Source organism: Streptomyces venetus (genome assembly GCF_039540295.1).
GTDB classification, from domain to species: Bacteria; Actinomycetota; Actinomycetes; order Streptomycetales; family Streptomycetaceae; genus Streptomyces; species Streptomyces venetus.
Window position 1 is genome coordinate 453,580 of the sequence record NZ_BAABET010000001.1, and the last position, 13,162, is coordinate 466,741.

The window sequence follows — 13,162 nt, forward strand, 5'->3', positions numbered from 1 at the left end:
GGGCGGCACCTCCGCACAAAGGTGCCGCGCCCGCTCTTCTCCGTGAGCCGGAGCCGCCGCGATCGGTGAGGGTGGTCGGGGACCGCCGACGGCTCCGGGTTCTTGGGTGGCCCTGCGCGGGCCACGGTTCTAGCGGTGGTCGCTGCCCTGCGACTGGACCGCCGCCCGGCCGGCCTCCAGGCGGGCCACCGGGATGCGGAACGGGGAGCAGGAGACGTAGTCGAGCCCCACCTCGTGGAAGAAGTGGACCGACTCCGGGTCGCCGCCGTGCTCGCCGCAGACGCCGAGCTTGAGGTCGGGACGGGTCTCGCGGCCGGCCTTGGCGGCGAGCTTCACCAGGGAGCCGACGCCGTCCTTGTCGATCGTCTCGAACGGGGAGACGCCGAAGATGCCCTTCTCCAGGTACGCGGTGAAGAAGCTCGCCTCCACGTCGTCCCGGGAGAAGCCCCACACCGTCTGGGTCAGGTCGTTCGTGCCGAAGGAGAAGAACTGGGCCGCCTCGGCGATCTGACCGGCGGTCAGGGCGGCGCGCGGCAGCTCGATCATCGTGCCGATGGACAGCTTGAGCTGCGCGCCCGAGGCCGCCTCCACCTCGGCGATGACCTTGTCGGCCTCCTCGCGCACGATCTCCAGCTCTTGCACCGTGCCGACGAGCGGGATCATGATCTCCGCGCGCGGGTCGCCCTTGGCGGCCTTGCGCTCGGCCGCGGCCTCGGCGATCGCCCGGACCTGCATGGTGAACAGGCCGGGGATGACCAGGCCGAGACGGACGCCGCGCAGACCCAGCATCGGGTTCTGCTCGTGCAGCCGGTGCACGGCCTGGAGCAGGCGCAGTTCGTTCTCGTGCGGCTCCTGGCGGGACTCGGCGAGGGCCACGCGGACGGACAGCTCGGTGATGTCCGGGAGGAACTCGTGCAGCGGCGGGTCCAGGAGGCGGATGGTGACCGGGAGGCCGTCCATCGACTCGAAGAGCTGCACGAAGTCCTGCTTCTGGAGCGGGAGCAGCTGCTTGAGGGACTCCTCGCGCTCGGCGTCCGTGTCGGCCAGGATCAGCCGCTCCACCAGCTCGCGCCGGTCGCCGAGGAACATGTGCTCGGTGCGGCACAGGCCGATGCCCTGGGCGCCGAAGCGGCGGGCGCGCAGCGCGTCCTCGGCGTTGTCGGCGTTGGCGCGCACCCGCAGGCGGCGCTTGCGGTCGGCGAAGGCCATCATGCGGTGGACGGCCTCGACCAGCTCGTCGGCGTCGTCGGCGCCCGGGTGCATCCGGCCCTCGAAGTACTCCACGACCGGCGACGGCACGACCGGTACCTCACCGAGGTAGACCTTGCCGGAGGAGCCGTCGATGGAGACGACGTCGCCCTCCTCGACGACGTGCCCGCCCGGGACGGTCATCCGGCGGCGCTTGGTGTCGACCTCCAGCTCCTCGGCGCCGCAGACACAGGTCTTGCCCATGCCGCGGGCGACGACGGCCGCGTGGGAGGTCTTGCCGCCGCGCGAGGTCAGGATGCCCTCGGCGGCGATCATGCCGTCCAGGTCGTCGGGGTTGGTCTCACGGCGGATGAGGATGACCTTCTCGCCGGAGCGGGACCACTTCACGGCCGTGTAGGAGTCGAAGACGGCCTTGCCGACGGCCGCGCCCGGGGAGGCGGCGATGCCGCGCCCGACCTGCTCGACCTTGGCGGTCTCGTCGAAGCGCGGGAACATCAGCTGGGCGAGCTGGGCGCCGTTGACGCGGGTGAGCGCCTCGGCCTCGTCGATCAGGCCCTGGTCGACCAGCTGGGTCGCGATGCGGAAGGCCGCGCCCGCGGTGCGCTTGCCGACGCGGGTCTGGAGCATCCAGAGCACACCGCGCTCGATGGTGAACTCGATGTCGCAGAGATCCTTGTAGTGGTTCTCCAGCGTCTCCATGATCTGCATCAGCTGGTCGTACGACTTCTTGTCGATCCGCTCCAGCTCGGCGAGCGGCACGGTGTTGCGGATGCCCGCGACGACGTCCTCGCCCTGCGCGTTCTGGAGGTAGTCGCCGTAGACGCCCTGGTGGCCGCTGGCGGGGTCGCGGGTGAAGGCGACGCCGGTGCCGGAGTCGGGGCCGAGGTTGCCGAAGACCATGGAACAGACGTTGACGGCCGTGCCCAGGTCGTGCGGGATGCGCTCCTGGCGGCGGTAGAGCTTGGCCCGGTCGGTGTTCCAGGAGTCGAAGACCGCGTGGATGGCGAGGTCCATCTGCTCGCGCGGGTCCTGCGGGAAGTCCCGGCCGGCCTCGGTCTTGACGATCTTCTTGAACTTGGTGACGAGCTTTTTGAGGTCGGCGGCCTCCAGCTCGGTGTCGACCGTGACCTTCTTGGCCGCCTTCGCCGCTTCCAGCGCGTCCTCGAAGAGCTCGCCGTCGACGCCGAGGACGGTCTTGCCGAACATCTGGATGAGGCGGCGGTAGGAGTCCCAGGCGAACCGGTCGTCGCCGGCCTGCTTGGCGAGCCCCTGCACCGACTTGTCGGAGAGGCCGATGTTGAGGACGGTGTCCATCATGCCGGGCATGGAGAACTTGGCACCGGAGCGCACCGACACCAGCAGCGGGTCGTCGGCCTGGCCGAGCTTCTTGCCCATGCGGGCCTCGAGGGCGTCGAGGTGCGCACTCACCTCGTCACGCAGTGCCGCCGGCTCCTCGCCGCTGTCGAGGTAGACCTTGCAGGCCTCGGTGGTGATCGTGAAGCCGGGCGGGACAGGAAGACCGAGGTTCGTCATCTCGGCGAGGTTCGCGCCCTTGCCACCGAGGAGGTCCTTGAGGTCCTTGTTGCCCTCGGTGAAGTCGTAGACGAACTTCACGCCCTCAACGCTCGCGGCCTGCTCGGCTACCGGGAGATCTTTGTTTTCCGACACGGGTCTCGACTCCTCGAGGACGCGGTGGCTGCCCTGACGGCGAGGAACATACCCAGATCAAAGGCGTCTGGGTACGTCCACTCGTGCGTCATGCGCCCGTAACCACTCGTCCGCCAGCGGATCGAAAGTCAAGGCTCGGCAAGCGATCACGGGCGTATGTTTTCACTTCTTGAACGCAAGAACCTCCCCAGGCCCTCTGGGCGCTCATATGAGCGGTGATACCGCACGCTTGATTTCGCTCGATGAACGATCAAACGGTGGCACTCAGTGCCACCCTTTGGAGAAGTGCAGCCGCTCAAGATCCGCTCATCTGAGCGCAACCCTTATCAGGGGTGGCGAGAATCACGCTGCCACAGCCCGGCGGATTTCACCATGCGGACGTGTCGCGCGACTGAAATGTCCGCGTCACACCCCGAGCGCGCGCAGCCGCTCCTCGACCCGTTCCGGGGCGTAGAGGTACTCCACGACCATCGCACCGGCCCCCACCAGCCCGGCTCGCTCACCCAGCCGGGACGTCACCACGTCGAGGTGGGCGGTGGAGCGGGGCAGCGCCCGCTGGTAGAGCAGTTCGCGCACACCGGTGAGGAAGGCGGTTCCGGCCAGATCCCCGGCGATCATCAGCACTCCGGGGTTGAGCAGCGTCACGACGGTCGCCAGCACGTCCCCGACCCGGCGCCCGGCCTCCCGGGCGAGGCCGACCGCCTCGGGGTGCCCGGACGCCAGCAGGTTCCGCACGTCCGAGCCGGAGGCCGCCGGGACCCCGGCCTCCGCGAGCCGCCGGGCCACCGCGCCACCGCTCGCGACGGCGGCCAGGCAGCCGTACGAACCGCACCGGCACAGCGCCTGGGCGCCCTCCGGCACCCGGATGTGCCCGATGTCCCCGGCGCCGCCGTCGATGCCCCGGAAGACCGAGCCGCCGACCACGACCCCGGCACCGATGCCGGTGGAGACCTTCACCAGCACGAAGGCGGAGCAGTCGGGGTAGCCGGTGCGCTGTTCGCCGTACGCCATGAGGTTGGCGTCGTTGTCCACCAGCACCGGCAGGGGGCCTGCGCCGGTGTGCTCGGTGAGCGCCCGGGCCAGCCGGCCCCGTATGTCGTAACCGTCCCAGCCGGGCATGATCGGCGGCTGGACGACACGGCCGGTCTCGGTGTCGACCGGGCCGGGTACCGCGAGCCCGACACCGCAGACCGCCTCCGCCCCGTGCCCGGCCTTCTCCAGCAGCTCGGCGAACCAGCGGCCGAGTTCGCCGAGCACGGCGTCCGGCCCGTCCTCCACGACCAGGGTGCCGGAGTGCTCGGCGAAGATCTCGCCGGACAGCGACAGCACGGCCGCCCGCGCGTGCCGGGTGTCGAGGTCGGCGGCCAGGACCACCGCGTGCTCGTCGTCGAACTCCAGGGTGATGGAGGGGCGTCCGCCCAGCGGGGAGTCGACCGGCCCCCCGGCACCCTCGCGCAGCCAGCCCGCGCGGAAGAGCCGGTCCAGCCGCTGGCCGACCGTGGCGCGGGACAGTCCGGTCGCCCGTTGCAGCGCACCCCTCGTCACGGCGCGGCGACTGCGCACCAGTTCGAGCAGTTCGCCGGCGCTCGCCTGGCCCACGCCTCTGCCGGTCCTCCCGGGACGTCCGGTCATGCACACCCCCTTGTGTTTCTCAACCTTGCCTTACATAGTGGGTTTTGCGTGTTAAATAGACGTAACCTCACCGTAGCCGCAGCCGAACCGGCCGGCCGGACGTCTCCCGGAGAGTTCCGAGTGGACCGCACCGCCCGACGCGCCCCCCGCCCCACGGGAGGCACCATTGCATACGATCCGTCCCGTACCGCCCTTCCCCTGCACCTCAGGGCGGCCGCCGTGCTGGAGGCCGGCTGGACGGGTTCCTCCACCGTGCCCTCGCGCAGCCTGTATCCGCACCAGTGGTCGTGGGACTCGGCGTTCATCGCCATCGGCCTGCGCCACCTGTCGCCGTTACGGGCGCAGACGGAGCTGGAGACGCTGCTGGCGGCCCAGTGGGCGGACGGGCGGATCCCGCACATCGTCTTCAACCCCTCCGTCCCGCTCGACGCGTACTTCCCCAGCCCCGACTTCTGGCGGTCCGCCACCGCGGGGCGTGCCGCGGGCGCCCCGCGCACCGTACAGACCTCCGGGATCGTGCAGCCACCGGTGCACGCGCTGGCCGCCTGGCTGGTGCACCTCGCCGACCCGGGCCTGTCCCGGGCCCGCGGCTTCCTCACCCGGGCGTACCCCCGACTCGCCGCCTGGCACCGGTACTTGCTGCACCGGCGCGACCTGGGCGGGGGCGGGCTGGTGTCCGTGGTGCACCCCTGGGAACAGGGTATGGACAACAGCCCCTGCTGGGACCGTCCGCTGTCCCGGGTCACTCCGGCCCCGGCCCGCTCCTTCCGCCGCGCCGACCTCGACCACGGTTCCCCCGAGGGCCGGCCGACGGATCTGGACTACGGGCGGTACGTGCGGCTCGCGGCGGACTACCGGGACCGGGGCTATGCGGACGGGCCCGGGGACTTCATGGTGGAGGACCCGGCGTTCAACGCCCTGCTCATCACCTCCGAGTACGCCCTGGCCCGGATCGCGCACGAGCTGGGCGCGGCGGGCTCGGCCCGGCGGACCCGCGCCGAGCGGCTGACCGCCGCCCTGGTGGAGCGGCTGTGGGACCCGGCCGCGGGGATGTTCCTGTGCCGGGACGTACGCGCCGGGGAGCTCGTCCCCGAGCGCGGTGTCGCCGGGCTGGTCCCCCTGCTGCTGCCGACCCTGCCGCGCGACCTCGCGGCCACCCTGGTCCGTACCGTCTGCGGCCCGCACTTCGGCCTCGGCGGATCGACCCGCCTGGTGCCCAGCTACGACCTGCTCGGCGAGGCCTTCGACCCGCACCGCTACTGGCGCGGCCCGGCCTGGTTCAACACCAGCTGGCTGCTGGAGCGCGGACTGCGGCTTCAGGGCGAGCGCGGCCGGGCCGACGCCCTGCGCAGGGGCATCCTGCACACCGCCGGCGCCTCCGGCTTCGCGGAGTACGTCGACCCGTACACGGCACAGGCCTGCGGCGCCACCGGCTTCGGCTGGACCGCCGCGCTCACGCTCGACCTGCTGCACGACCGGCCCGCATGGGACAAGAACGGTGTCACGGCGACCAAGGGAGAGGACCGGCTATGACGGACCGGCATCATCTGCTCGTGCACGGCGGGACGTTCGCCGCCGTCGGCGACCGCGGCGACATCAGCGGCTACCGGGGCGGCAGCGCCCCGGACGGCATGTTCGTACGGGACGCGCGGCACCTGAGCCGCTGGCAGCTCACCGTCGACGGGGCCGTGCCCGACACGCTCACCCCGGTGACCGACGGGGACACGGCGGCCTGCGTGCTGGTCCCGCGCGGCGGCCGCGACGAACCGCCCGCGTACACGCTCTTCCGTGAACAGGCCGTCGGCGACGCCTCGTTCGTCGAGTCGCTGCGCGTCACCAGCAACCGTCCCGTACCGACGACGGTCCGGCTCGCGGTCACCGCCGACGCCGACTTCACCGACCAGTTCGAACTGCGCTCCGACCACCGCACCTACTCCAAGGCGGGCGCCGTCCGCTCCCGCAAGGTCCTCGGGCACGGGGTGGAGTTCAGCTACCGGCGCGGCGAGTGGCGGTCCGTCACGACCGTGACGGCCGAACCGCGGCCGGACGCGGTGGAGGAGACCGGCACCGGTGCCCGCCGCATGGTGTGGACCCTGGACCTCGATCCGCACGGCACCGCCGAGCTGGTCCTGCGGGTCATCGCCCGCCCGCACGGTGACAGGCGCGCCCTGCGCGTGCCCCGCTCCCCCGCCGCGCTCCAGCGGCAGCTCCGGGAGCGGGAGAGCGAGTTCATGGAGGGCGTGGCCTTCCCGAGCGGCCGGCCGGAGCTGGCCGCGGCCTGCGCCCGGGGCCTCGCCGACCTCGCCGCGCTCCAGGTCCCCGCGACCGGCCCGGACGGCGAGGAACTGCGCGTTCCGGCGGCCGGCGCACCCTGGTTCCTGACGCTGCTGGGCCGGGACGCGCTGCTGACCTCGCTGTTCGCCCTGCCCTACCGGCCCCGGCTGGCCGCGGCCACGCTGCCCGCGCTCGCCGCGACCCAGGCGACGGGCGCGGGCGTCGACGAGGTCGCCCAGCCCGGCAAGATCGTGCACGAGGTGCGGCACGGCGAACTGGCGCACTTCGGCCAGGTCCCCTACGGCCGTTACTACGGCTCGGTCGACGCCACGCCGTTGTTCCTCGTGCTCCTCGGCGCCTATGTGGAGCAGACGGGCGACACCGCTCTGGCCCGCCGTCTCGAACCCCACGCCCGTGCCGCCGTCGGCTGGATGCTCGACCACGGCGGCCTGACCTCGCGCGGCTACCTGGTCTACCGCGCCGACCGGGGCGGCCTCGCCAACCAGAACTGGAAGGACTCCCCCGGCGCGATCTGCTCCGCCGACGGCACCCGGCCCCACGGCCCGGTGACCGCCGCGGGCGCCCAGGGCTACGCGTACGACGCGCTGCGCCGCACGGCGTGGCTGGCGCGCACGGTGTGGCAGGACGGGACGTACGCGGACCTGCTGGAGCAGGGGGCCGGTGACCTGCGCGACCGTTTCCAGCGGGACTTCTGGATGCCGGAGCGCTCCTTCCCTGCGCTCGCCCTCGACGGCCGGGGCGAGCGGGTCGACGCCCTCGCCTCCGACGCCGGGCACCTGCTGTGGTCGGGGCTGCTGGACAAGGAGTACGGCGAACAGGTCGGCCGGCGGCTCCTCGAACCGGACTTCTTCTCGGGCTGGGGCGTGCGCACCCTGGCCGCCGGGCAGCCGGCCTACCACCCGCTGTCCTACCACCGCGGTTCGGTCTGGCCGCACGACAACGCGCTGATCGCGCTGGGCCTGGCCCGCTACGGGCTGCACGACGAGGCCCGCGCGATCGCGGGCGGTCTCGTCGACGCGGCGGCCGCGACCGGTCACCGGCTGCCGGAGGTCCTCGCGGGCTACGACCGCGACACCCACCCCGAGCCGGTGCCGTACCCGCACGCGTGCGTCCGCGAATCCCGCTCGGCCGCGGCCCCGTTGGCGCTGCTCACGGCGGTCGGCGGCGTCTGAGTCCCGGTTGGCCGAGCGTTTGCCGGGTGTTTGCCGAGCGCTGGCCGCGGGCGCTGAACACACCCGCTGAACGCCCCGTACGGAACTGAGGCGGACCCGCACCCCCACACGGGTCCGCCACCTCACCGGTTTCCGTACGGGAAGGACCTCTCCGGGTGCCTGTCTTCACACGCTTCAGCGAGTCATCGGGGTCAGGTGACGTGCCCTCAGAGGCCGTGACAGAGACGCGGCGTGACGAGACGGAGGGGGAGGAAAGGAAACCGGGTGCCGGGGGGCCAGGCGACACGGAGGAAGCGGAGCCGGAGTCGGCACCAGCACGCGACCGCGTGCCGGGCCCCACGCGGACGCCCGAGCCGGAGCTGAAGCCGGCGCCGGAACTCGACTCGTCAACGGCACCCGCAGCGGCATCGTCGTCGCAGCCCACGCCGGAGGCGAAACCCGCGCCCCCACCGATACCCACACCCGAGCCGGAACCCGCACCCGTATCCGCACCCGCCGCAACATCGGAACCCGCGCCGGACCCCGCAGCGACACCGACACCGGAACCCAGCCCCGAGGCGAGGCCCGCAGCGACACCGACAGCGGACCCCACACCCGAGCCGGAACCGGGACCGGCACCGGAGCCCGCACTGGAACAGGAACCCGCACCGGCACCGGCGCCCGCAGCGGCATCGTCGTCGCAGACCACGCCGGAGGCGAAAGCCGCACCCGAGGCGGAACAGGCGTCGGCGGTCGGGAGACCGGCCGGCGGCGCCCTAGCCGTCACACCCGAGCCTGTCACCGCCGAGTCCGTCGCGGACGAGCCCGTCACCGCCGCTCCCCGGGCCGGCCGGAGATCCCGCCTCGCTCGCCTCACCGGAGTCACCTACCTCCGCACCCGCCACCCCCGGGTCGCCCGAGTCCTCTCCTGGAGCGTCACCGCCCTCGCGGCCGTGCTCGTCCTCGGGGCTCTGCTGCTGCCCAACACCCTGCCCGGTGTGGAGCCGCGGAGCTTCACCCGTATCCCGGCGGAGGCGGTGCTCGGGGCCGGCGTCGTGCTGGGGCTGCCGCGGCGGCCCCGGGTGGTCGCGGCGGTGCTGTACGGGCTCGGCCTCACCGCGCTGACCGCGGTGAACCTGCTCGACATGGGGTTCAACGAGTACCTGGGCCGTGGCTTCAACGCCGCGCTCGACTGGGACCTGCTGCCCGACGCGCAGGCGTACGTCGAGGACACGCTGGGCAGCGGCGTCGCGACCGCCGCCGCCGTCGGCGCGGTCGTCCTCGTCCTGCTGCTGGCGGTCGTCATGGTCCTGGCGACGATCCGGCTCAGCGAGCTGCTGGTCCGCCACCGGCCGCGGGCGGCCCGGGGCGCGCTGATCGCCGGCACCATCTGGATCACCTGCTCGGCCCTGGGCCTGACGCTCTTCGGCGGGCCGATCGCCTCCGAGCGCGCGGCCGGTGCCCTCCGGGTGCACGCGCAGCGGACGGTGGAGTCGCTGCGGGACGAGGCGGCGTTCGCGCAGGAGGCGAAGGCGGACAGCTTCGGCAACACCCCGCCCGACCAGCTGCTGCCCGACCTGCGCGGCAAGGACATGATCTTCACGTTCATCGAGAGCTACGGCCGCAGCGCCATCGAGGACCCGATCATGGCCCCCGGCGTCGACCGGACCCTCGACACCAGCACCAAGGCCCTCGCGAAGGCCGGTTTCGCCGCCCGGAGCGGCTGGCTGACCTCGGCCACCTACGGCGGCAGCAGCTGGCTCGGTCACTCCACGACCATGTCCGGCCTGTGGATCGACAACCAGCGCCGCTACCGCACGGTCAGCGCCGGCGACCACCTCACCCTCACCAAGGCGTTCCAGAAGTCCGGCGCCTGGGACACGGTCGGTGTCATGCCGGGCGTGCAGAAGGGCTGGCCGGAGGAGAAGTGGTACGGCCTCGACAAGCTCTACGACGCGTACGACCTGGGCTACAAGGGCCCGAAGTTCAGCTGGTCCACCATGCCCGACCAGTACGCGCTGGAGGCGTTCCAGCGCCAGGTGCACGGCCGGAAGCGCGACAAGCCGCTGATGTCGTTCGTCATCCTGACCTCCAGTCACCAGCCCTGGGCGCCCATCCCGAAGACGGTCGGCTGGGACGAACTGGGCGACGGCTCCGTCTTCGACGCGATCCAGAAGGCCGGCAACAAGGCGTCGGACATCATCACCGACACCACCAGGTCCCGCGAGGAGTACGGCAAGGCCGTCCAGTACTCGGTCACCAGCCTCACCCAGTGGCTGGAGCGCTACGGCACCGACGACACCGTCCTGGTCTTCCTCGGCGACCACCAGCCCATCGCCCGGGTCAGCGGCGAACGCGCCAGCCGGGACGTGCCGGTGTCGATCGTCGCGAAGGACCCGAAGGTCCTGGACAAGGTCGCCGGCTGGAACTGGACGGAGGGCCTGAAGCCGGACCGCGACGCGCCCGTCTGGAAGATGAGCTCCTTCCGCGACCGCTTCCTGAAGGCGTTCGGCTCGACACCCCGCCCGTCGGGCTGATCAGCCGCCGGAGGTGTCCAGTTCCGCGTCCTCGCCGACGCCCGCGCAGTCGTAGGGGTCCTTCAGCCAGCCGTCCGGCAGCACCACCCGGTTGTTGCCGGACGTACGGCCCCGGGGCCCGTCGGCGCCGGTGGGCCAGGGCTGGTCGAGGTCGAGTTCGTCGAGCCCGGCCCGCAGTTCCTCCAGCGAGGAGGTGATCGCGAGGCGCCCCCGCATCTCCGAGCCGACCGCGAACCCCTTGAGGTACCAGGCGACGTGCTTGCGGAAGTCGACGACGCCCTTGGACTCGTCGCCGATCCACTCGCCGAGCAGCGTGGCGTGCCGGACCATGACGTCGGCGACCTCGCGGAGCGTGGGCCGGGCGATGTCGTCGTGCCGTCCCTCGAAGGCGGCGACGAGGTCGGAGAACAGCCAGGGCCGCCCCAGGCACCCGCGCCCGACCACGACCCCGTCGCAGCCGGTCTCGCGCACCATCCGCAGCGCGTCCTCGGCCGACCAGATGTCGCCGTTGCCGAGCACGGGGATCTCCGGCACATGCTCCTTCAGCCGGGCGATGGCGTCCCAGTCGGCGGTGCCGCCGTAGTGCTGGGCGGCGGTGCGGCCGTGCAGCGCGATGGCGGTGACGCCCTCCTCGACGGCGATCCGGCCGGCGTCGAGGAAGGTGATGTGGTCGTCGTCGATGCCCTTGCGCATCTTCATCGTCACGGGCAGGTCGCCGGCGCCGCTGACGGCCTCGCGCAGGATGGCGCGCAGCAGGTTCCGCTTGTACGGGAGCGCGGATCCACCGCCCTTGCGGGTCACCTTGGGCACCGGGCAGCCGAAGTTCAGGTCGATGTGGTCGGCGAGGTCCTCCTCCGCGATCATGCGGACGGCCTTGCCGACGGTCGCCGGGTCCACGCCGTAGAGCTGGACGGACCGGGGGCGCTCACTCGCGTCGAAGTGAATGAGCTGCATCGTCTTCTCGTTGCGTTCCACCAGCGCCCGGGTGGTGATCATCTCGCTGACGAACAGGCCCTTGCCGCCGCTGAACTCCCGGCACAGCGTGCGGAAGGGGGCGTTGGTGATCCCGGCCATGGGGGCCAGGACGACGGGCGGCTGGACGGTGTGCGGGCCGATGCGCAGGGGCGTGGTGGGCGTGGACATTCCTCCATTGTGCCGTGCGGCGCGAAGGCACAATTCATTAGTTAGCCGCACTATCGAACTCGGCGTACGATGGAGCGCATGCCCGAGCTCAGCCACCGCCGCCGCATGCTGGTCCTCGCGATCTGCTGCATGAGCCTGCTCATCGTCAGCCTCGACAACACGGTCCTGAACGTGGCCCTGCCGTCCATGCAGCGGGACCTGCACGCGAGTACGTCGGGCCTTCAGTGGACGATCGACGCGTACACCCTGGTCCTGGCCTCGCTGCTGATGCTCGCGGGCTCCACGGCCGACCGGATCGGCCGCAAGCGCGTGTTCATGGCGGGTCTGGTCGTCTTCACCGTCGGCTCGGTGCTCTGCTCCCTCGCGCCGAACCTGGAGGCGCTGATCGCCTTCCGGATGGTGCAGGCGGTGGGCGGCTCCATGCTCAACCCGGTCGCCATGTCGATCATCACCAACACCTTCACCGACCCCCGTGAGCGCGCCCGGGCGATCGGCGTGTGGGGCGCGGTCGTCGGCATATCGATGGCCGCCGGCCCGCTGGTCGGCGGCCTGCTGGTGGAGTCGGTCGGCTGGCGCTCGATCTTCTGGATCAACCTCCCCGTGGGCCTCGCCGCCCTCCTGCTCACGCTGCGCTTCGTCCCCGAGTCCCGGGCCGGCCGGGCCCGCCGCCCCGACCCCGTCGGCCAGCTCCTGGTGATCGCCCTGTTCGGCTCCCTGACCTACGCGATCATCGAGGCGCCGACCACACCGTTCGCCTCGACCGCCCCGCTCGTCGTGGTGGCCCTGGCCGCGCTCACGGGCCTGCTCCTGTACGAGCCGCGGCGCGCGGAGCCGCTGATCGACCTGCGGTTCTTCCGCTCGGCACCCTTCAGCGGCGCCACCGTCATCGCGATCAGCGCGTTCGCCGCACTCGGCGGCTTCCTGTTCCTGTCCACGCTGTACCTCCAGAACGTACGCGGTCTGACCGCCCTGGAGGCCGGCCTGTGGATGCTGCCGATGGCGGCCCCGACCTTCCTGTGCGCCCCGCTCTCCGGCCGTCTGGTGGGGACCCGCGGTCCACGCCTGCCGCTGCTGATCGCGGGCGGCGCGATGACGGCCAGCGGCCTCCTCTTCGCCGCGTTCGACGCCGAGACCTCGAACGTCACGCTCGTGGCCGGGTACGCCCTCTTCGGCATCGGCTTCGGCTTCGTCAACGCCCCCATCACCAACACGGCGGTCTCCGGCATGCCCCGCGCCCAGGCGGGCGTCGCCGCGGCCGTCGCCTCCACGAGCCGCCAGCTCGGCCAGACGCTCGGTGTCGCGGTGGTGGGCGCGGTGCTCGCCGCGGGCGTGGGCGCGTCCTCGTCGTACCGGGAGATGTTCGTCACGGCCGCGCGGCCGGGCTGGTGGATCCTGACGGTCTGCGGTGCCGCGGTGCTGACGCTGGGCGCCCTGACCAGCGGACACTGGGCCCGCCGGACCGCCGAGCGAACAGCTGAGCAGTTGGAGGCCGCCGAGGTACGGGAGGCCGCAGGCGTCAGGGCTTGA

7 protein-coding genes are annotated in these 13,162 nt (G+C 72.1%); 4 read left to right on the forward strand and 3 right to left on the reverse strand.

Annotated features, from left to right (window positions below):
- Positions 1–129 precede the first annotated feature (129 nt).
- Positions 130–2,877, reverse strand: coding sequence for a pyruvate, phosphate dikinase (gene ppdK, locus ABEA82_RS01975; RefSeq protein WP_423657576.1), 2,748 nt, complete (start codon positions 2,875–2,877; stop codon positions 130–132).
- A gap of 405 nt (positions 2,878–3,282) precedes the next feature.
- Entirely contained in the window at positions 3,283–4,509 is a 1,227-nt protein-coding gene (locus ABEA82_RS01980) for an ROK family transcriptional regulator (protein ID WP_345659567.1), read from the reverse strand.
- 120 nt (positions 4,510–4,629) lie between these two features.
- On the opposite strand from ABEA82_RS01980, the gene ABEA82_RS01985 reads away from it, so the two are divergent.
- From ABEA82_RS01985 to ABEA82_RS01995, 3 genes are all read left to right on the forward strand, one after another.
- Positions 4,630–6,042, forward strand: coding sequence for an MGH1-like glycoside hydrolase domain-containing protein (locus ABEA82_RS01985; protein ID WP_425588465.1), 1,413 nt, complete (start codon positions 4,630–4,632; stop codon positions 6,040–6,042).
- On the forward strand, positions 6,039–7,976 hold the full coding sequence (locus ABEA82_RS01990; protein ID WP_345659568.1) for an amylo-alpha-1,6-glucosidase: 1,938 nt from the start codon (positions 6,039–6,041) through the stop codon (positions 7,974–7,976). The genes ABEA82_RS01985 and ABEA82_RS01990 overlap by 4 nt, the downstream gene beginning before the upstream one ends.
- Before the next feature lie 452 nt (positions 7,977–8,428).
- Positions 8,429–10,492: a sulfatase-like hydrolase/transferase gene (locus ABEA82_RS01995; protein WP_345660104.1), complete on the forward strand. Its 2,064-nt coding sequence runs from the start codon at positions 8,429–8,431 to the stop codon at positions 10,490–10,492.
- Here the strand turns inward: ABEA82_RS01995 and dusB are convergent, their stop codons facing one another.
- Positions 10,493–11,635 (reverse strand): tRNA dihydrouridine synthase DusB, encoded by a 1,143-nt coding sequence (dusB, locus tag ABEA82_RS02000; protein WP_345659569.1) that lies wholly within the window; start codon positions 11,633–11,635, stop codon positions 10,493–10,495. It abuts the gene before it with no gap.
- A gap of 78 nt (positions 11,636–11,713) precedes the next feature.
- Here dusB and ABEA82_RS02005 point away from each other — a divergent pair, with 78 nt between their 5' ends.
- Positions 11,714–13,162 (forward strand): MFS transporter, encoded by a 1,449-nt coding sequence (locus ABEA82_RS02005; protein WP_345659570.1) that lies wholly within the window; start codon positions 11,714–11,716, stop codon positions 13,160–13,162.

Excerpts from the sequence above, each read along its gene's own strand:
- ABEA82_RS01980 (WP_345659567.1), bottom strand. The coding sequence starts at position 4,509 with ATGACCGGACGTCCCGGGAGGACCGGCAGAGGCGTGGGCCAGGCGAGC.
- ABEA82_RS01990 (WP_345659568.1), top strand. The coding sequence starts at position 6,039 with ATGACGGACCGGCATCATCTGCTCGTGCACGGCGGGACGTTCGCCGCC.
- ABEA82_RS02005 (WP_345659570.1), top strand. The coding sequence starts at position 11,714 with ATGCCCGAGCTCAGCCACCGCCGCCGCATGCTGGTCCTCGCGATCTGC.
- dusB (WP_345659569.1), bottom strand. The coding sequence starts at position 11,635 with ATGTCCACGCCCACCACGCCCCTGCGCATCGGCCCGCACACCGTCCAG.